Source organism: Actinomycetota bacterium, assembly GCA_030682655.1.
Classification (GTDB): Bacteria; Actinomycetota; Coriobacteriia; order Anaerosomatales; family JAUXNU01; genus JAUXNU01.
In genome coordinates this window covers 1-18,968 of the sequence record JAUXNU010000209.1, presented here as the reverse complement: position 1 = coordinate 18,968, position 18,968 = coordinate 1, and the positions used below count along the sequence as shown (strand labels likewise).

19 protein-coding genes are annotated in these 18,968 nt (G+C 65.3%); 18 read left to right on the top strand and 1 reads right to left on the bottom strand.

What is annotated here, in order from left to right; translation table 11 throughout:
* Positions 1–77 precede the first annotated feature (77 nt).
* The 7 genes from Q8K99_14435 to Q8K99_14405 all read left to right on the top strand — a co-directional run bounded on the left by Q8K99_14435 (position 78) and on the right by Q8K99_14405 (position 3,912).
* Positions 78–506, top strand: coding sequence for a hypothetical protein (locus Q8K99_14435; GenBank protein MDP2183749.1), 429 nt, complete (start codon positions 78–80; stop codon positions 504–506).
* A 199-nt stretch (positions 507–705) separates the two neighbouring features.
* The gene (locus Q8K99_14430; GenBank protein ID MDP2183748.1) at positions 706–993 is read left to right on the top strand and encodes a type II toxin-antitoxin system Phd/YefM family antitoxin; all 288 of its coding nucleotides are present in this window, start codon (positions 706–708) and stop codon (positions 991–993) included.
* The gene (locus Q8K99_14425; GenBank protein ID MDP2183747.1) at positions 990–1,415 is read left to right on the top strand and encodes a putative toxin-antitoxin system toxin component, PIN family; all 426 of its coding nucleotides are present in this window, start codon (positions 990–992) and stop codon (positions 1,413–1,415) included. Before Q8K99_14430 ends, Q8K99_14425 begins: the two co-directional genes overlap by 4 nt.
* Positions 1,416–1,588: 173 nt before the next feature.
* On the top strand, positions 1,589–2,011 hold the full coding sequence (locus Q8K99_14420) for a hypothetical protein (GenBank protein MDP2183746.1): 423 nt from the start codon (positions 1,589–1,591) through the stop codon (positions 2,009–2,011).
* A 164-nt stretch (positions 2,012–2,175) separates the two neighbouring features.
* Positions 2,176–2,448 carry a hypothetical protein gene (locus tag Q8K99_14415; protein ID MDP2183745.1) on the top strand — a complete coding sequence of 91 codons (273 nt, stop codon included), beginning with the start codon at positions 2,176–2,178 and terminating at the stop codon, positions 2,446–2,448.
* Positions 2,449–2,601: 153 nt separating this feature from the next.
* The gene (locus Q8K99_14410) at positions 2,602–3,486 is read left to right on the top strand and encodes a methyltransferase type 11 (GenBank protein MDP2183744.1); all 885 of its coding nucleotides are present in this window, start codon (positions 2,602–2,604) and stop codon (positions 3,484–3,486) included.
* Between the two features lie 69 nt (positions 3,487–3,555).
* Positions 3,556–3,912: a hypothetical protein gene (locus Q8K99_14405; protein MDP2183743.1), complete on the top strand. Its 357-nt coding sequence runs from the start codon at positions 3,556–3,558 to the stop codon at positions 3,910–3,912.
* 23 nt (positions 3,913–3,935) lie between these two features.
* On the opposite strand, the gene Q8K99_14400 is transcribed toward Q8K99_14405, so the two are convergent.
* Positions 3,936–4,442: a hypothetical protein gene (locus tag Q8K99_14400; protein ID MDP2183742.1), complete on the bottom strand. Its 507-nt coding sequence runs from the start codon at positions 4,440–4,442 to the stop codon at positions 3,936–3,938.
* A 242-nt stretch (positions 4,443–4,684) separates the two neighbouring features.
* On the opposite strand from Q8K99_14400, the gene rimP reads away from it, so the two are divergent.
* The 11 genes from rimP to Q8K99_14345 form a co-directional block, all read left to right on the top strand.
* Entirely contained in the window at positions 4,685–5,152 is a 468-nt protein-coding gene (gene rimP / locus Q8K99_14395; GenBank protein MDP2183741.1) for a ribosome maturation factor RimP, read from the top strand.
* A 19-nt stretch (positions 5,153–5,171) separates the two neighbouring features.
* On the top strand, positions 5,172–6,320 hold the full coding sequence (gene nusA / locus Q8K99_14390) for a transcription termination factor NusA (protein ID MDP2183740.1): 1,149 nt from the start codon (positions 5,172–5,174) through the stop codon (positions 6,318–6,320).
* Positions 6,317–6,619, top strand: a complete 303-nt coding sequence (locus Q8K99_14385; protein ID MDP2183739.1) for a YlxR family protein — start codon at positions 6,317–6,319, stop codon at positions 6,617–6,619. Before nusA ends, Q8K99_14385 begins: the two co-directional genes overlap by 4 nt.
* A 9-nt stretch (positions 6,620–6,628) precedes the next feature.
* Complete coding sequence (gene infB, locus Q8K99_14380) at positions 6,629–9,046, top strand: translation initiation factor IF-2 (protein ID MDP2183738.1); 2,418 nt, start codon at positions 6,629–6,631, stop codon at positions 9,044–9,046.
* An 11-nt stretch (positions 9,047–9,057) separates the two neighbouring features.
* Complete coding sequence (gene rbfA / locus Q8K99_14375; protein MDP2183737.1) at positions 9,058–9,489, top strand: 30S ribosome-binding factor RbfA; 432 nt, start codon at positions 9,058–9,060, stop codon at positions 9,487–9,489.
* Between the two features lie 8 nt (positions 9,490–9,497).
* Complete coding sequence (locus Q8K99_14370; protein ID MDP2183736.1) at positions 9,498–10,469, top strand: DHH family phosphoesterase; 972 nt, start codon at positions 9,498–9,500, stop codon at positions 10,467–10,469.
* On the top strand, positions 10,466–11,386 hold the full coding sequence (gene truB, locus Q8K99_14365) for a tRNA pseudouridine(55) synthase TruB (protein ID MDP2183735.1): 921 nt from the start codon (positions 10,466–10,468) through the stop codon (positions 11,384–11,386). The genes Q8K99_14370 and truB overlap by 4 nt, the downstream gene beginning before the upstream one ends.
* Positions 11,383–12,318 carry a bifunctional riboflavin kinase/FAD synthetase gene (locus tag Q8K99_14360; GenBank protein MDP2183734.1) on the top strand — a complete coding sequence of 312 codons (936 nt, stop codon included), beginning with the start codon at positions 11,383–11,385 and terminating at the stop codon, positions 12,316–12,318. The genes truB and Q8K99_14360 overlap by 4 nt, the downstream gene beginning before the upstream one ends.
* The gene (locus tag Q8K99_14355) at positions 12,315–12,632 is read left to right on the top strand and encodes a hypothetical protein (protein ID MDP2183733.1); all 318 of its coding nucleotides are present in this window, start codon (positions 12,315–12,317) and stop codon (positions 12,630–12,632) included. The genes Q8K99_14360 and Q8K99_14355 overlap by 4 nt, the downstream gene beginning before the upstream one ends.
* 112 nt (positions 12,633–12,744) lie before the next feature.
* Entirely contained in the window at positions 12,745–13,923 is a 1,179-nt protein-coding gene (locus Q8K99_14350; GenBank protein ID MDP2183732.1) for an ATP-binding protein, read from the top strand.
* 177 nt (positions 13,924–14,100) lie between these two features.
* On the top strand, positions 14,101–18,968 hold a 4,868-nt coding region (locus Q8K99_14345; GenBank protein MDP2183731.1), incomplete at its 3' end, for a DUF6531 domain-containing protein.

Sequence of the window (18,968 nt, the reverse complement as noted above, 5' to 3'; positions counted from 1 at the left end):
CACGTTATACGCGGATTCGGGCCGGCCAACACAACCAGACAAGATGCAGCGGCATGGACGCAGTCTGAGGAGATGCGTTGTCAGGAGCCGACCTGAATCCCAGCGACGAGCATGCAGATGTCACACGCCGGGCTCGGAGCGACTATCAGCGGGTCGCCAGGGTCATTCGCCGCTCGCTGGATGAGGACATATTTCTCCGTCGCGCCTCCTCGGACTGGCCCGAATCGAGCGACCCCAGCCTCGAAGAAGCGTTCGACCTTCTCCGTCTGTGGCACTACGGTGGCCCGGACCCGGATCCCGAGTTCCGCCCAGAGCTGCGGACGGAGCTCGAGAAGACCGCCTCACAGCTCGAGGCAGGACAGCCGCTGGTGGACAGCCTGACGAATCGCCTCTGGAACTGGAGCGTGATCATCCAGGACCACCGCAACGGTCTGCTCTTCCTCATCGCGGCCGGTGTCGTGGTGGGCATTGCGCTGTGGGCCGTCTTCTCGCCCCTCTGGCGCTAGCACTCCGCAACTCCTACCGTGTAGACGGCGAGTCGCCGCGCATCTAACCACGGCATCGTTGGCGGCGCGAGATAGAATCAACATGAGCGGCGCAAACCCGCCGCTCATGCCGTAACACGTTGATGTCCTCCCATGACCGCCTCTCTGTTGACACGGGTGACATCCGTGTACACAATGGAGGCACGATTGGAGGTACACCATGAAGTTCATCAGTGTTCGTGACCTGCGCGGCAAGTCGGCCGATATCTGGCGCGATCTGCCGGATGAGCGCGAGATGGTCATCACGAGCAACGGCCGCCCTGTCGCTATCCTGGCCGCCGTCAACGAATCCAACCTCGAGGAATCCCTCGCGGCCTTCCGCCAGTCGCGTGCCGTCGACGCGGTCGCCAGCATACAGCGGCGATCGGTCGCACGAGGAGCCGACGCGATTTCCGCAGACGATATCGACACCGAGATCGCGGCGGTCCGCAAGGCTCGCGCGCGTTGAGGATCGTTCTCGACACCAACGTGCTGGTCTCTGGGCTTCTCTCGCCCTTCGGACCTCCCGGAGAGATCGTCCGGATGGTCTCGTCCGGCGCCGTCGTCCTGTGTCTCGACGCACGCATCCTCGCGGAGTATGATGACGTGCTCGCGCGACCCAGGTTCGGGTTCGACTCAGATGCGGTCGCGGCCCTTCTCGACTACATCGACTTCCGCAGCGAGGTCGTCGCCTCCACTCCGCTCGACCGGCGCCTGTCGGATCCGGATGACGAGCCGTTCCTGGAAGTCGCCCTCGCGTGCGGTGCCGACTGCCTGGTGACGGGCAATCTCGCGCACTTTCCGCCTGACGCGCGATCGGGCGTCGCGGTACTCTCACCGGCGCAGTTCATGGAACACTTCCGCGCTCGGAGCCAAGCGGGAGACACCTGACCCGAGCTTCGACCTGATATCCTCGGCCCAGGAGCGCGGGCCGAGCCGAGGCCAAGGCCAGGCCTCGGATACAGGTCAAGCTCTACAACGTTGACACAGCGCGTCCACGAAGTGTTCCATCGTTCTTGCGTGCAGGCAGGTGTGCCCTGAACACCCGCGGAAGGGCATGATGCATGGGTGTGCTGATCTACCTTCTCGCCTTGTGGTTGGGCACTCCTCTCGTGTGCGCAGGCGTCCTCTTCTTCCTGCGCCACCAGTTTGGCCGTCGGGCTGGCGAGGGTGACCCGGTATCGACGTCAGCGCGAGTCGCAGCGCGTCTCGCGTGGTGGGCGCTCGCTTTCGGGCTCGCATCGCTTCTGACTGACGCCGTGACCACCTGGCTACTGAGGGGCACCAACAGCGACATGGCCGGCATCTTCCTGTTCGCCGGGCTCCCGCTCTTGGCCCTGAGTGTGGTGCTCCTGGTCGCCACCCTGGCGCTCGGACGCTTGCGGGTGTCGCGCGGTGCTGCGGCCGCGACGGCGTGTGTCCTCCTGCTCGGCGGGGCCTTCACCGCGTCCATCGACCGCATCTGGTGGTTCATCTACTCAGGCTAGTGAGACGAAGGCGCGTGTCGAACCCCGGCGTCGAGCGGACGGCGCGAGGTAGAATCAACATGAGCGGGTGCGACCCTCACCACGGACAGGCGGTGCTGCCTCCTGGCAAGACCGGGCGCAACGAGCTACGCTCACGAAGGAAAGTCTCGGAAGGAAGGTCCCGCATGGACAAAGCAAACTGCTGGGAGCACAAGGAATGCGGTCGTCAACCTGGGGGCTTACGCGAGAAGGAGCTCGGCGTCTGCCCTGCGGCGGTCACCGAGAAGCGTGACGGCAAGAACGGTGGACACGCGGCTGGCCGCTTCTGCTGGAAGATCGCAGGAACGTTCTGCGACGGCGAAGTCCAAGGCACCTTCTCCCAGAAGATGATGAGCTGCGCCGGATGTGACTTCTTCAAGATGGTGAAATCGGAAGAGGGCGCGGACTTCGAAGCATAAGCAGGTCCGGCTAGTGTGTCGCGTTGAACCCCTTTTCACGGGGTGCTAACAAACGGATCCACCTGACTCGCTTCGCTCGCAGGCTATCCGTCAAACGTAGCTCTACCGCTGCCTGACCCGCGCTCCCTTGGGCGGAGCGAGATAGAGGATTCGATGGGCGAAAGAACAGGAAGTGGATATCCGCTCGCATGTCCCGTGTGCGAGCGCCGGCTGGAGAGAGATTACTCCACCTTTCGCTGCCCCACCGGCCACACGTTCGATCTGGCCAAAGAAGGCTACATCAATCTCCTGCCGCCACAACACAGGACTCGGGGCGTCGACGGCGATGAGCCGGTCATGCTACGGGCCCGACGGAGGTTCCTGGAGACCGGCCACTATCTTCCGCTCCGCAGCGCCACCATCAGTATGACCGCACGAATCCTCGAAGCGCGTGACTTTGAGACTTCGCATGATCCACGCCCGCCGTGCGTGCTTGAGGTCGGCTGCGGGGACGGGTACTACATTGGCGGCCTGGCGCCTCAGCTCCCCTCATCGACGGATGCGGTACTGCTCGGAGCCGACCTCTCGAAGCACGCTGCCAAGGTCGCTTCCAAGAGGTATCCGGTTGTACTGTTCTTCGTAGCGGACACGAATCGGCGTCTGTACGTTGAGCCCAACTCCGTTGCCGTCCTCCTTGACGTGTTCGCACCTCGGAACCCCCTGGAGTTCGCACGCGTCCTGGAGCCTGGCGGCTCCGCGCTCATAGCGATTCCCACAGACTCGCATCTTGCCGGACTCAGAAACGAACTGGGCCTGATCGGGATCCAGGATGACAAGGAGCAGCGGGTTCTCGGGCGCTTCTCGGACGACTTCACGCTCGAAAGCAGGCTCGAGATCGAGTTCCCGATCCGGCTGACTCCGAATGCCGTGCAGGACTTGGTGGAAATGGGCCCGAACTACTGGCACCGACCGACGCGTTCGGTTCCCGTCATCGGCACGTCGGTCGATACGCAGGCATCGTTTGTCCTGCTGCACCTCCGGAAGATCCGTGACGCCTAGTGTGGGCTAGTGTGATCCTCGAGAACGAGGCGACCGGAATCGCGAATCGACTACTAGACGGAGCGACACATGCTCATAGAGAAAGCCTCCGAGACGGACCTGAACGAGGTGCTGTCGGTCGAACGAGCTGCCTTCGGCCGCGAGGAGGAGGCCGAGTTGGTGCGCGACCTGCTGGCCGATCCGAGCGCTCGGCCGCTTCTGTCCCTTCTGGCCCGCGAGGACGATCGCTCCGTGGGACACATCTTGTTCACCGCGGCACATCTCGAGGGAACACCGAGTGCCGCCACGATCTCCATCCTGGCTCCGCTTGCAGTCGTGTCTGACGCGTGGATGGTCCGCGCGCTTCGTCCGGGCGTGGTCGGCTTCGTCGGAGGAACGGTCATCTGCGCAGACGTCATGAACAGGCCGGAGAACTGGACCGAGTAGCCTGTCGCCAGGGAAGGCCTCGTCTACTTCTTCTCGGTCACGACGCACGAGATCGAGGTGTCTCCCGATTCGTCCTTGGTGATCGTCACGACTATGTCGAGCTTGTCGCCCTTGGTCGCATGGATGAGCGCCATTTCGTCGCCGCTCAGGTTGCCTTGCGCGTCGGTCTTCCACCCCTTGTCCGCCAGCTCGGAGCGGTGCCAGTCCACAACGGTCTTGACGTCGTCCTTGGTCATGATGTTGAACGAGAAGGTCTTGGCCTCGGGAACCTCGAAGACTCCGCCCCCGACAGCGTCACCGTCGTAGACGGGCACGTCGGACGGGAGGCCCTCGGGAAGCTCGCCCTCCGCGGTGCCTACGGTCATCTTCGTGCCGTCCTCACCCTCCACCTCGACGCTACCGGAGTTGTCGTCGACCTTGACGCCAGTGGTCTCCTCGACGGTCTTCTCGGCAACGGCGCCGCAGCCGGGCAGACCCACCATGACTGCAATAGCCAGCAACACGAGCAGTAGCTTCTTGGACGCGTTCATAGTGATTCCCTCCTCCGTGCCGCACCCCGGCGACACCATCTCCCCAACGGCCCCATTCTCCGGCAACCACGGCAGACGCGCCACTCTGGCGACGGTGACGCGTTTCCCTTCATACCCTGCCGTATTCTTCCTTTTTGACCGCCCTTCCACCTGTGGTAGAATCCTCCCTGTGTTCGTACAGCACGTCCCTGCAAGAAGTGGGTAACCCCCGCTTCTTTTCGTCTGGGAGGAGGTTGGCCGTCGTGAACGTGACAGCACTTGCGCAGCGAGTCGAATCACTACTCACACCCGAGGCACTTCGCCGCGGGTTTGAAGTCGTTGCCGTCGAAGTCGCCGGCGGCCACCACCAGCCGCTCGTGCGCGTCTACGTCGACCGAGAGGGTGGCATCGATATCGACGCCATCTGCGAAGCCAACAAGTGGATCTCGGACGTCCTGGACGAGGATGAGCACATCACGAGTACCTACACGCTCGAGGTGTCGTCACCGGGTATCGAGCGGCCGCTCACCAAGCCGGAGCATTTCGACCGATTCGTCGGCGAGAACGCCTCGATCAAGACGTCGCCGATCGATGGGCGTTCGCACTTCGCGGGTACCCTCCTTGGCAGGGAAGACAACGACCTCCTTGTGGATGTCGAAGGCACAACGTTCCGCATCCCGCTTGAGTCGGTGCAGAAGGCGCGACTCAAGCCGGAAGTGGACTTCGGATAGGAAGGGAGCGCGAGACCCGATGAGCTCTGAACTGATGGATGCCTTGCGGCAGCTCGCCCGCGAGAGAAACATCGACGAATACGAGATGCTCGACAAGCTGGAGCAGCAGCTCGCAGCCACATACCAGCGCATTATGGATCTCGAGAACGATACCCGCGTCACGATCGACCGGGAATCTGGCCGGATCTACGTCTACGAACTGATTCCCGTAGGCGGTACGGAAGAGGAGCCGGAGTTCGAGGAGAAGGACATCACGCCCAAGGACGTCTCGCGCATCGCCGCGCAGGCTGCCAAGAACGTGATCATGTCCTCGATCCGCGAGGCCGAGCGCGAGAAGATCTACGACGAGTACTCGGACAGGGTCGGGGAGTCCGTAACGGGCACCGTCCAGCAGTCCGACAGCCGCTACACGCTCATCAAGCTGCGCGAGGGCGTCGAGGCGCTCCTGCCGCCGAGCGAACAGCCGCACAACGAGCGCTACGACCACAATCAGCGTATCAAGGCCTACATCATCGAGGTCCGCAAGACCGCCAATGAGCCCTCGATCGTGGTCTCGCGTACGCACCCGGGTCTCATACGCCGGCTGTTTGAGCTCGAGGTGCCGGAGATCTATGACGGCATCGTCGAGATCAAGAGCGTGGCCCGCGAGCCGGGCATGCGATCCAAGGTCGCGGTCTCGAGCCGCGAAAGCGGTCTGGACCCGGTGGGCGCATGCGTAGGCCCCAAAGGCTCGCGCGTGCGCATGATCGTGAGCGAGCTTCGCGGCGAGCGCATCGACGTGGTTCCTTGGAACGACGATTCTCAGACCTACGTGGCCAACGCGCTTTCGCCAGCCAAGGTCTCCACGGTGGTCGTCAACGGCGACTCGCACACCGCAACGGTTATCGTTCCCAACGACCAGCTCTCCTTGGCTATCGGAAAAGAGGGCCAGAACGCGCGGCTCGCAGCCAAGCTCACCGGCTGGCGAATCGACATCAAGAGCCAGTCACAGGCCGCCGAGGCGGGGCTTGCGACGGTCGCACATACCGGTGGCGAGGCCGACGGCCACGACGAGGAGTTCGATGGTCGCTGCGTTGCGCTCACCAGCTCCGGCCTGCGCTGCCGCAACAAGGCGCGGCCCGGTGGCGTGTACTGCGGAATCCACGACAAGGAGGCCGCCGAGGCGTGAGGAAAGCACGGAAGACACCCCAGCGAAGCTGCGTGGGCTGCGCTACCGGTTCCGACAAGCGCGAGCTCGTACGCATCGTACGCACGTCCGACGGCCACGTCTCAGTAGACCCGAGCGGAAAGGCCAACGGGCGGGGAGCCTACCTGTGCCCGGAGACGGAGTGTCTGGACGCGGCTATCCGCCGAAAGAGGCTCGACGCCTCCCTTAGAGTGAGCTTGAAAGAGGACGACATACACAGACTGAGACGAGAGTTCGACGAGGCGCTGCACGCGCTTCCGGCCTCGCAGCAAGGACGGTGACGCGTACTTATGCCCAGCATGAGAGTCCACGAGCTGGCCAAGGAGTTCGGCATGAGCTCCAAAGAGCTGCTCGACCAGCTCCAGGAGATGAGGATACCGGCGAAGAACCACGCGTCCACGCTGGTTGAAGCCTACGTCGACAAGATCCGCAAGGACCTCGGTCCGCTTATCGCGGAACGGCAGGCCGTGCTAGAGGCCGAGCGCAAGAAGAAGGAGACCGCCGAAGCCAAGAAGCGTGAGGCCGAGGAGGTCAAATACAAGGCCGAGGAAGAAGAGCGCCGCAAGGCAGAGGAAGTAGAGCGCAGCCGTCGCGAGGAAGAGACTCGAGTCAAGCGCGAGGCCGAAGAGGTTGCCAAGGCCGAAGAGGAAGAGAGAAGGTCAGCTGAAGAAGAGGCTCAGCGCAAAGCGGATGAAGAAGCCGCTGCCGCCGAGGCCGCTGCGCGCGCCCAGCGCGAGGCCGAAGAGGCCGCCAAGCTCGAGAAGACCGAGGAAGACCGCTACCGCAAGATGGCGCAGGAGGCCGAGAAGCAGGCCCGCGACAAGGTGATCGACCAGGCCCGCCAGGCGGTCACCGCCGCGCAGACCCATGGCTCCAAGCGCAAGAACCGCAAGGCCAAGCGCGCCGAGGAGCACCCCGAGGCTGCTGTCGAAAGCGCAGCTCCGGCCCAGTCGGGCGAGGCGGGCGGAGTTGTCACAGTCACCGAGGGCGTTACCGTGAGCGAATTCGCCGCCGCGCTCGGGCTTTCCCCGAACGAGATCATCAAGCGGCTCATGCTCCTTGGCACGCCTCTGACCGTGAACCAGCCGATGATGAGCGAGATAGTTGAGCTCATCGCCGAGGACCTCGAGCGCGAAGTCGTCGTTGTCTCGGCTGAGGAGGAGAAGGGCTTCGTCTTTGAGGATGAGCCCGAGGACCTCAAGCCGCGCAGCCCTGTCGTCACGGTCATGGGTCACGTTGACCACGGCAAGACGTCGCTGCTCGACGCGATTCGCGAGACCGGTGTTGCGGCGACCGAGGCCGGTGGCATCACCCAGCACATCGGTGCCTCCGTCGTGACGCACAAGGACAAGAGGATCACCTTCGTCGACACGCCGGGTCACGAGGCGTTCACCGCCATGCGTGCCCGAGGCGCGAACATCACCGATGTCGTTGTGCTCGTGGTCGCCGCCGACGATGGCGTCATGCCGCAGACCGTCGAGGCCATCCACCACGCGAAGGCCGCAGGTGTGCCGATCGTGATCGCCGTCAACAAGATCGACAAGGAAGGCGCCAACCCCGACCGCGTACGCCAGGAACTCACCGAGCACGAGATTGTGTCCGAGGAGTGGGGCGGCACCAACATCTTCGTCGACGTCTCCGCCAAGAAGCGCATCAACATCGACGACCTCCTCGAGACGATCCTTCTCGTAGCCGAATTCGAGGACCTCAAGGCCAACCCCGACACCTTCGCAAGCGGTGTCGTCATCGAAGCCAAGCTCGACAAGGGTCGCGGCCCCGTCGCCACCGTGCTCGTTCAGCGCGGCACCTTGCGCGTTGGCGACTCGCTGGTCGCAGGCACAGCCCACGGCCGTGTCCGCGCCCTCGGCGACCCGCACGGTGTGACCGTGAAGTCCGCCGGTCCTGCAGAGCCGGCCGAGATCATCGGCCTTGCAAGCGTGCCATCTGCCGGAGACGAGTTCCGCGTCTTCGCCGATGAGCGCGATGCGCGCAAGCTGGCCGAGGAGCGTGCGCTCAAGCAGCGTCTTCTCGCCCGGGACAAGAAGGTTCACGTCTCCTTGGACGACCTCTTTGCACGTATCCAGGAAGGCGAGCTCAAGGACCTCAACCTGGTGGTCAAGGCCGACGTCCAGGGTTCCATCGAGGCCCTGCAGGACGCGCTCGACAAGATGGACCGGAGCGAGGTCCGTATCAACGTCATTCACTCCGCTGTCGGTGCGATCACTGAGACCGACATCGCCTTGGCCGACGCTTCCGACGCCATCATCATCGGCTTCAACGTCCGACCGATGCCGGCGGCGAAGGCACTGGCCGACAAGGAGAACGTCGACGTTCGCCTCTATCGCGTCATCTACCAGGCGATCGAGGACATCAACGCAGCCCGCGTGGGCATGCTCTCACCCGACATCGTCGAAGAGGACACCGCACGCGTGGAGGTTCGCGAACTGTTCCGCGTTCCCAAGATGGGCGTCATCGCAGGCTCGTACGTGCAGGAGGGCGAGGTCCATCGCGACGACCAGATTCGAGTGGTCCGCGACGGCGTCGTCGTGTACGAAGGCAGGATCGGATCGCTTCGCCGCTTCAAGGACGACGTCAAATCCGTCAAGTCCGGATACGAGTGCGGTGTGGGTATCGACAACTTCCAAGACCTCAAGGAGGGCGACTTCATCGAAGCCTTCCGTACGGTCGAGATCGCCCGCGAATCGTAGGACAGGCCGCAATGAAACAGACCCCGCGAACACGCAAGCTCAACGAAACGGTACGGGAGGCGATCGCGTCGATGCTTGTCGGCGAGATCGCCGACCCGCGTCTCGAACTCGTGACGGTCACGTCTGCCCAGGTGGCGTCAGACCTCATGACGGCGAACATCTACGTGATCGCTCACGGCGACGCAGAACGCTACGCCGAGGCACTCGCCGGACTCGACTCCGCCAAGGGTCGCATTCGCACGCTCCTTGGCCAGCGTGTCAAGATGCGCTTCACGCCGGAGCTGCGCTTCTTCATCGACCCGTCGGTCGACGAAGGCATGCGCATCAACGAGGCTCTCAAGAACGTGCCGCCGACCCTGCTTGAGTCAGGGGCGCGTGCCGCAGAGGCCGCCGGAGTCGATGCGGCCGGCGACGACGTCGAAGCCGAACCGGCCGGCGACTAGGGGGAGATGTGAGCACACCCTACCACCGGGCTGCCGTGCACCTGAGGCACGCCGACTCGGTCGTCGTGTGTGCACACGTGAGTCCCGACGGTGACGCGATCGGCTCGGTCCTGGCGCTCACACTCGCTCTGCGCGACGCGAGCATCCCTGCGATCCCAACGCTTGCAGACGATGCCACCGGTCCGTGCACCTACGAGTTCCTGCCGGGATTCGGCCTGCTCACGCCTGCCAACGACCTCAACGTTCCAGCCGCGTTCGTCGCACTCGACACGCCGAACTTCGAACGCCTTGGCCTCGCGGAGGACCTTGCCCGCAAGGCCGAGAACCTCATCGTCATCGACCACCATCCCGACAACGCCGAGTTCGGCGGCGTGAACATCGTGGATTCTCGCGCCGCTTCGACGTCCCAGCTCATCTGGCGGCTCATCGAGCGGCTCGAAGTGCCGGTCACTCCGGAGATCGCCCTGTGCTGCTACGTCGGGCTCATGACCGATACCGGTCGCTTCCAGTACGAGAACACGTCGCCGGGCGCGCTGCGCGATGCCGCAGCGATGATCGAAGCAGGAGCCGACCCCTCGCTTGCCGCGCGCCTCGTCTACCAGGAGCGTTCTCCCGCCGCACTCGATCTGGACTCACGGGTGCTCTCGCGTCTCACCGTCGCGAACGGCGGTCGTGTCGCGTACTCGTGGGTCACCGACGCCGACTTCGAAGCCACGGGTGCCCATGCCGAGGAGAGCGAGAACCTCGTCGACCTCATCCGCGTTGCCAAAGGGGTCGACGTCGCCTTCCTCATCCGCGAACAGTCCGACGGTCTCCGCGCCAACCTGCGCTCCAAGACCGGATACGACGTCGGTACGCTCGCGCGCGAGATGGGAGGGGGAGGCCATGCTGCCGCAGCCGGTTTCACCGCGAGCGGCACGCGCAAGGCTCTCATCGGCCAGCTTCTTGGGCGGCTACCCGGTAGCGGCGAACGCCCGTGACACCACGCGGGGCAACAGACCTGTGCGGCATCCTGCCGATAGACAAACCTTCCGGCATGACAAGCCACGATGTCGTGGGTGTCGTCCGGCGGGCGACCGGGGAGCGGCGCGTGGGCCACGCGGGCACCCTCGATCCGGCAGCCACCGGGCTGCTCGTGGTGCTTGTTGGACCCGCCACGCGGCTGGCACCGTATCTCACGGCCGCGACCAAAACCTACGAGGCGACGGTCGTGTTCGGAAGCGAGACCGACACCGCCGACGCCGAGGGCGCCGTCTCGCGCGAGGCTGCCGTGCCCGCGCCCGTCTCCGACCCCACCTTCGCCGAGGAGACTCTTCGCACCTGGATAGGGGAGTACAATCAGGTCCCTCCGGCGTACTCGGCGATCAAACTGGCAGGTCAGAAGGCCTACGACCTGGCGCGTGCGGGCAAGCCGGTCGAGATCGAGCCCCGGCGCGTCGAGATCGTCGCCGCGCAGCTGCGCGAAGTCCGCACCGGGCCGCCCGTCGCCTGGGACATCGAGCTCACCGTGTCGAAGGGCTTCTACGTACGGGCATTCGCGCAGGACCTGGGCGCGTCGCTGGACACCGCCGCTCACCTGGGCGCTCTCCGTCGCACGGCAAGCGGGCGGTTGTCCATCGAGGACGCCGCATGTCTCGACGCTATCCGGTCGACCGATGACGTCACGCGTCATTTCGTGTCGGCCGTCGACGCGCTTGAGCTGACCGCGGTCGGCATCGACGATGTGCGCGCAGCCCGTGTCGCGGTCGGCTCGCCCCTGAGCTCCGACGGGCTAGGGCTCGACCCGGAAGACCCGGGACCCTTTGCGCTCTACAACAACGACGCCTTCCTTGGCGCCTATCGCCGCGAACGTGCGATGATTCTGCCCGAGGTCGTCATTCCTGGAGGAATGCGATGAACATGCCCGCAATCACATGGACGCACGGGATGCCCTGTTTGGGCCCGGCCGTGACATCTCTCGGCGTCTTCGACGGCGTTCACCTTGGCCATCAGACGCTGCTACATGACGCTATCAAGGCAGCCCGCGGATCCGGAGTCGCCTCGGCAATCGTCACCTTCGACCGCGATCCAGACCAGGTGGTCACACCCGAGGCCGCCGCTCCTCAGCTGCTCACACTTTCCGAGAAGCTCGCAGTCCTCGCCTCGCTCGGCCCCGATCTCGTGCTCGTGGTGCCGTTTGACGACGAGCTCGCCGCGCTTTCCCCGGAGGCCTTCGTCGACGAGGTGCTCGTCCCGGCCCTCGACCCCGTGGCTGTGCACGTGGGCTACGACTTCCGCTTCGGCCATAAGGCGAGCGGAGACGTCGCGACGCTGCAGCAACTCGGAGACACGCACGGCTTCGAGGTCGTGCCGCACGAACTCGTCCTGGCCGAGGACGAGCCTGTCACCTCATCGCGCATCCGCCGCACCGTAGCTGCCGGTGATGTCGCCGCAGCAGCGCGACTCCTTGGCAGGTTGCACCGCATAGGCGGCCGCGTGGTTGCCGGCAGGGGAGCGGGGGCCGCGCTCGGCGTACCCACGGCCAACATCGAGCCCGCTGCGTTCACGGCCGTACCCGGTGACGGGGTCTACGCCGGATTCGCGGCGACCGCCTCGGGCATCTGGCCTGCGGCCATCTCGGTGGGTGTCGCACCGACGTTCGCCGACGCGCACGACCTCGTCGAGGCGCACCTCATCGGCTTTCAGGGCGACCTGTACGGCGCCGAGATGAGCATCGAGTTCCTGGCCCGCCTCCGCGAGCAGCGCGTGTTCGATTCCGAGGAAGCGCTTGCCGCCCAGATGCGCGCCGACGTCGCGCAGGTCGCGGAAATCACCGGCGTCACGCCATGACCGACGACCGGCTCCCACCCGACCCTTGGGCCGAGGAGGGCGTCGACCTCTGGGCCCTCGAGCAGGCCGAGGAGCTAGCCCACGACGGTGTCCACCCGGACGACCGCGCGTGGGACAACCTTGACGGGGGACCGACGATCGACGAGTTCGATGACGCCGCCGCCGAGCTGCGCGCGCTCGAGGGGGATCCGCTCGACAACGTGGGGTCGCTGATCGCGCCGGACTCGCGCCGGGGCGGGCACCTGGTCGCGCTCGCGTTCGGCGCCTTGGCGATTCTCGTGGCGGTCGCACTCGTGCTGCTGGTCGTTCGGTAGACGGCGCTGGCATCGCAAACACGTATGCTGACCAGCCGGGTTCGCGTTTACTCAGTGTCATGAGTTAAACTACTCAATGCGTTGAGTACGCAAAGCACTGGGAGGTCATCGTATGTACCACCGTTCGCTTGACGCCCAATTGAGGGCACGGCTGCTCGAGCCGCGACGCTTCATCCAGGTGGTGTGGGGGCCTCGGCAGGTCGGGAAGACGACCTCGGTCGACTCCGTGCTCGGTGGCCTCGGCATCCCGACACGCTACGCAAGCGCGGACACACCCGCGATTCAGACTGCGAGCTGGATCCGAGAACAGTGGGAGCTCGCACGACTCGACGCCAGCGATGGGCCGGTCGTGCTCGCTCTTGATGAGGTCCAGAAGGTTCCCTCCTGGTCCGAACACGTGAAGGCGCTCTGGGACGAAGACACTCGGGCAGGTTGCGACGTGCGCGTGGTCGTTCTCGGCTCGTCGCCTCTGCTCATGCAGGCGGGACTTGCCGAGAGTCTCGCTGGACGCTTCGAAACCCTCCGGTGGACACACTGGACGTTTGCGGAGTGCCGCGATGCATTCGCGTGGGATGTGGAGACCTTCCTCTTCTTTGGCGGGTATCCTGGCGCAGCCACTCTCGTGGACGACGTGCGCCGGTGGAGGTCCTACATCGTCGATTCGCTCATCGAGACATCAGTGTCGCGCGACATCCTGCTCATGACCCGAGTGGACAAGCCCGCGCTGTTGCGTCAGCTCTTCGCCCTGGCGTGCGAGTACTCGGGCCAGATCCTGTCCTACACCAAGATGCTCGGCCAGCTTGCAGACGCAGGAAACACGACCACCCTCGCGCACTACCTCATGCTGCTCGAAGGAGCTGGGCTCGTGGCCGGTCTGCGGAAGTACACCGGCGGGAGAGTTCGCCGGCGCGCATCCAGTCCGAAGCTGCAGGTCATGAACACAGGGCTGATGACGGCCATATCGGGTCGCGAGCCGTCAGCGGCCCAGTCGGACCTGGCGTGGCGGGGTCGTCTGGTCGAGTCAGCGGTGGGCGCCTACTTGTTCGCCCGCAAGGACGCGGATGACTTCGTCTTACACTACTGGCGCCAAGGAGATCTCGGGGTCGACTTCGTCGTTGAGCACCGCGATGGTGCGCTCACGGCGATCGAGGTCAAGAGCGGTCCCGATAGGGGCGACGGGCATCGAGGGATGAACGCCTTCCTGACCGCATATCCGACCGCGCGCCCGATTGTTGTCGGGGCGGGGGGTGTTGCGCTCGAGCGGGTGCTCCTGGGCGAGGTGGAACTGTAGCCACAGTGCCGCGCGGGCCGAGTCCGGCCCCGTTCACCACGCCTTGCGGTCTCAAACCCCGCCCTTCCCACCGAATTCTTCGACCGTGGATAGACTTTGGAAAGACTTTGGATAGACGGCAGGAATACCCTCACACATCGGGAAGACATCCCGCAGGCTACTGAGGGGGCCTCACAGATGAGGGGCATCCACCGTGGGGCGGCTTCGCGCACGCTCACATTCGTCCTGTCGTTCGTACTGGCGGTGGGCCCGGCGTTCGGGTATCTGCAGCCGGCCGCATACGCGGATGACTCGCCGCCGGCGACCGCGACGATAGAGAGCCCGCAGTCGGTCGAGACATCCCCGACGGTCGTGCGTGAGCTCCTCGAGAAGCGCACCGAGGACGCAAAACACTACCTCCTCTCCGACGGGACCTACAAGGCCGAGATCGGAGCCGGGCCTCTTCACTACGAAGATGACGGCGGCGACTGGCGAGACATCGTGACCACCCTCGCGCCGAGCGGGGAGCCGGGCGTATCGAGCCCCCTCGCGACGAAGGCGGATGTCGAGTTCAGCCAGGAGATCTACGGCGAAAGCGCTGCGATCCTATCCGATGAGGACTGGTCGATCGGTATCGACATGCTCGACGCCTCGGAGAACCTCAAGATCGCGATGGGCAACGAGGTCCGCTACCTGGGGGTCGCCGAGGACGCGACCCTGCTCTACGAGGCTTTCAACGAAGGGATCAAGGAGACGGTCGTCCTTTCGAGCCCTGACGCTCCGAACCACTACGAGTTCGCGATGGCTCTCGACGGTCTCGAGATCAGGCAACGGCCTGGCGGGGGCTACCTCTTCTACCGCTCGGGCACCGATGAGCCGGTAGCCGAGCTCGGCGAGCTCGTCGTCTTCGACTCCGCGGGACCCGGGTCGGAGGGCGTCGACTGCCCGGACGCTACGATGGAAGTCGTGGCCTACGGCGACACCGCGTATGTCTCCTACGACATCCCGAGAGAGTGGCTCGACGATCCGGCGCGTGTCTACCCGGTGAGAGTCGACCCCACGGTCATGCTGCGCGACGCCGACGCGACTCCGTGCCCGGACACCTTCGCGTGCCAGGGCAAGCCGACGACGGTCTACAGCACGGAGACCTATCTCAGTGCTGGATACGGCGCCAACCAGATGACGCAGTCCTTCGTGAGGTTCCCTCACTTCTCGACCGCGATCCCCGCAGGCGCCTTCATCTACGACGCGTGGTTCAGGCTCTATCAGACACTGGGCTCCGCCAACGCCGTGATGTTCGGCCGGTGCACGAGCGCCTGGGTGTCGTCGCTCACCTGGAACTCGGGCAGGCCCAGCTACGTCGCACTGGGCACCCAGACCGCCGGCGGCGTCGACACGTGGGTGAGCCAAGGGTGCGCGCAGGTCGCCCAGGAGTGGCGCAACTCGGCAACCGACATCAACCACGGCTTCATGGTCCACCACACGTCCACGTCCACGACGTATCACAAGGAGTTCCGAGCCGGGAACTCCGGGACGACCACGCAGCGCCCGCGCATGGACGTCTTCTACGACCTCCCCAGAAGCAACATGACCGTGACCACCGACAAGCCGGTCTACGGAATCGGGGACACGGCCACCGTCACTGTGCGCTACAACTCAGCGGAGACGCTCGCCAACCTCACTCGCCTCGATGTGATGCCGAACGCCTTCGCCGGCCCCTCTTCCCGCTACGCCGGCCAATACGCATGGTTCAAGACCGACCCCGGAGCGGGCTGGAACAAGAGACAGCTGCCCGACGGCACATGGATCGGCTTCAGCACCGCCGCAGGCGTCGGCGCGGAGAAGATCACGCCGCAGCCCGCGCTGTGCACGCGCACGACCGGGTCGAACTACCACGAGGTCAAGTTCGTCTTCAGCGTCAACAGCGCCTGGGGCGACATGCAGGACACCGACTTCGACTCGCGCGCAACCCTGGGCGCCTACGCGTACGCCTACGACACCGGCTGGAGGCCGCAGGACACCAACGTCGGCATGCGTCCCGCGCAGCTCTCAGCCGCCCCGAGCGTGGCCTCGGCGGCCTCCGCGAACTGGTTCCGCGAGGTCGACCGCGACTCCAACGGCGTCGCGGACAACACGAACGACCTGCCAGACGTCGGCCGCGGCTCCGTATCGCTGTCGTGGAACGCGGCGGCCGGCGCCACGGGCTACCGGGTCTACGCCTACGACGGCGGTGACTTCCGACAGGTCGGGGAGACATTCGGCAACACCGCGACCACGTGGGCGAGCGCCGGTGGCGGTCTGTTCCCGTCCGGCTCGGAGCTGGCCGGATACGCGAACGAGTACACCGGCAACCCCTTCGCACGCGCACAGACACCCTCCACGGACACCCAGGAGGCCGAGGTCTCGCTCTCCGAGAACGGCGCGGGCGTGGTCGTCTCAGACGGCAGCCGCCTCTACGTGCGCGCATACTCGATGCACGCCGGACCCACGCGATGGAAGGTGGTCGGAAGCGGTCTGCGCGGCACCGAAGCCGGGACCGACGAAGGCTTCATAGGCCCCGACTTCTGGAGCAAGCCCGTCAGGTCCGCCTTCCACCTCGACGGCGCGGTCTGGAACGGATATGCCCTCACCCCGACCACGATCCAGGGCGTGAGCACCGGCGACACCGCCTGGACCGCGACACCGCGCACGATGACGCTCGGCGGGGCGATGCTGATGCGGGAGACCGGCGCCCCGGCGACAGGCGCCACCGGCGACGTGCTGCTGACCTCCGATGGCCAGCGCATCTACTCGGTCGCGTCCCGCATCACGTCGGGGCTCGACGGCTTCAAGATCCGCGCCTACAACAGCAACGGGTCGCTCGTGAACACCGCGAGTCCCGATGTGAGCGTCCCGATGCCGTCCTACACCACCGATGGCGTGGTCTGCGACGGAGCGAACCTCTACTTCCTCGAAAGCGGCGGAACATCACGTGTCACCAAGATCTCTACCCAGACCTGGAAGGTCGTCGGACAGTGGCGCGCTGACTGGGCCTCGGCCGGCATCGTCAACGGCTGCTACGACAAGGCCAACAACGTCTTCTGGCTCGGCTCCTTCAGCTCGGGGACAGTGCGCCGCTACTCCGGTCCCGGCCTCGACATTCGCGACAGCGCCCGCGGCGTGTACGCCAAGACCGACGGCGCCACGTTCGACTCGCGTTCCGACTACCGTTTCGCGGTCGTGCCCTGCAACTCGGCCGGTGAGCTTGCTCCAAGCGCGAGCAACTGGAAGGACGTCGCGCTGGAGAACCGCACGATCGGCGTCAACGACGACCCGCGCCACACGGGGCACAGCCTCGGCGACCTGTCCGGCGATTCGGCCGAGATCCGCTTCGACACGGGATCTCTGGAGCTCGACGCGTCAGACCTCTCTATCGCATCCTGGGGTCCAGCGGCGGGCGTCTCGCGCCACTACACGTCCTCGTCGACGGCAGCCGGCTCGTTCGGCGCGGGGTGGCGCTTCAACTTCGAGCAGTCGGTCACGGCCTCCGGAGCCGAGATGGTCTACACCGACGAGACCGGCGAGTGCCACTCGTTCGTGTACTCGGCGGCGACGAGCGCCTGGGTCGCTCCGAACGGCTGCTTCGCGACGTTGGTCCTGAACACGCCGCCTATCGGCAGCCACTATTGGACACTCACACTGAGGGACCGGACCGTGCTCACGTTCGACAAACTCAGCGGAGCCGTCACGAGCGAGAAGGACGCCAACGGCAACCAGGTCACCTACACACGCGCGAGCGGAGACCTGACGATCACGGCAGCGAACGGTCAGACGATCTTCGTCGACTACGAGGCGGGCAAGGTCGTCTCCGCCACGCAGACCAACTCGACCGGGACTCGCGCGGTGAACTACGCCGCCCCGGGCGGGACGGCGACCGTCACGCGCTTCGGCGGCACCAGCTGCGCGTACGCGACCACGTACGCATACACGTCCTCCAAGCTGACCGGCGTCTCGGTGCCCGGCGCCGGTGCGTCGTGGTCGGTCGCCTATACCACGCCCACCTCGATCACGGTGCGCAACACGTCCGGCGGCACCACGCCCACGATGCAGCGCGTGCTCGCGTGGAACCCCACGCTCCGCGAGGCGACCGTGACGACCTTCGACGGCCAGACCCGCTACGCCTGGAACCCCACGGGCACCGCGAGGCTCTCGAGCAACGAGGGCTCCGCGACCCTTCTGACCGAATACACCTACGACGGCCAGAACCTGCTTACCCGCCAGGTCAGCCCTACCGGCCGCGAGACGAGCCAGACGTACGACTCCCGCGGGAACACCCTCTACCAGTGGGACGAGGGCGGTCGGATCACGAGCTTCGTCTACGACGCCAGCGACAACCCGGTCCGCGAGACCGACCCCAAGGGCGCCACGACCTACCGGACCTTCGACTCCCGCGGCAACGTGACCGCCGAGGAGAAGACGCTCACCGCCTCCGGACAGCGCTCCCGCGCGGAGCACACCTACGACTCGGCCGGGCGCACGACTTCGACACGTTCCAAGATCGACGACACCAACTGGGCGAAGACCGACTACTCGGGCTTCGCCGACAACGGCGAGGCGACCACGATCATCGACCGCAGCGTGAAGCTCTCTCCGACAGCGACCGCGGTCGACCTCACCCGGCGCTCCACGTACGACAAGTTCGGCAACCAACTCTCCGAGACCGACGCCAAGAACGTCGTCGCAGCCCTCAACACGTACGACATAGCCGGACGAACGCTCTCGAGTACGGATGCGGGCGGAGTGGTCTCCAACACGCGCTACGACGCGCTCGGCAACACCATCGAGGGCTGGCGATCACATCCGCAATCGACCACCAAGCTCGATTGGCGCACGAGTTCCTACAACGGAGCCGGGCTTGTGAGCGTCGAGACCGTCAAAGCGGGCGACGGCGCGACCGTCTCCACGGTGACACGCACCTACGAGGATCTCGGCCGCGAGACCAGAAGCGACGACAGCTCGGTAGCCGGCGCGTCTACGACCGTCTACGACAGCCAGGGCAACACGGTCAAGAGCACCGACGAGGGCGC

What these genes read in the sequence shown, in the direction of transcription:
- Q8K99_14400 (MDP2183742.1), bottom strand. Translation starts at nt 4,442, where the DNA reads ATGAACGCGTCCAAGAAGCTACTGCTCGTGTTGCTGGCTATTGCAGTC.
- Q8K99_14405 (MDP2183743.1), top strand. Translation starts at nt 3,556, where the DNA reads ATGCTCATAGAGAAAGCCTCCGAGACGGACCTGAACGAGGTGCTGTCG.
- Q8K99_14410 (MDP2183744.1), top strand. Translation starts at nt 2,602, where the DNA reads ATGGGCGAAAGAACAGGAAGTGGATATCCGCTCGCATGTCCCGTGTGC.
- rbfA (MDP2183737.1), top strand. Translation starts at nt 9,058, where the DNA reads ATGAAACAGACCCCGCGAACACGCAAGCTCAACGAAACGGTACGGGAG.
- Q8K99_14360 (MDP2183734.1), top strand. Translation starts at nt 11,383, where the DNA reads ATGAACATGCCCGCAATCACATGGACGCACGGGATGCCCTGTTTGGGC.
- Q8K99_14350 (MDP2183732.1), top strand. Translation starts at nt 12,745, where the DNA reads ATGTACCACCGTTCGCTTGACGCCCAATTGAGGGCACGGCTGCTCGAG.
- Q8K99_14430 (MDP2183748.1), top strand. Translation starts at nt 706, where the DNA reads ATGAAGTTCATCAGTGTTCGTGACCTGCGCGGCAAGTCGGCCGATATC.
- Q8K99_14355 (MDP2183733.1), top strand. Translation starts at nt 12,315, where the DNA reads ATGACCGACGACCGGCTCCCACCCGACCCTTGGGCCGAGGAGGGCGTC.
- infB (MDP2183738.1), top strand. Translation starts at nt 6,629, where the DNA reads ATGCCCAGCATGAGAGTCCACGAGCTGGCCAAGGAGTTCGGCATGAGC.
- Q8K99_14420 (MDP2183746.1), top strand. Translation starts at nt 1,589, where the DNA reads ATGGGTGTGCTGATCTACCTTCTCGCCTTGTGGTTGGGCACTCCTCTC.
- Q8K99_14415 (MDP2183745.1), top strand. Translation starts at nt 2,176, where the DNA reads ATGGACAAAGCAAACTGCTGGGAGCACAAGGAATGCGGTCGTCAACCT.
- nusA (MDP2183740.1), top strand. Translation starts at nt 5,172, where the DNA reads ATGAGCTCTGAACTGATGGATGCCTTGCGGCAGCTCGCCCGCGAGAGA.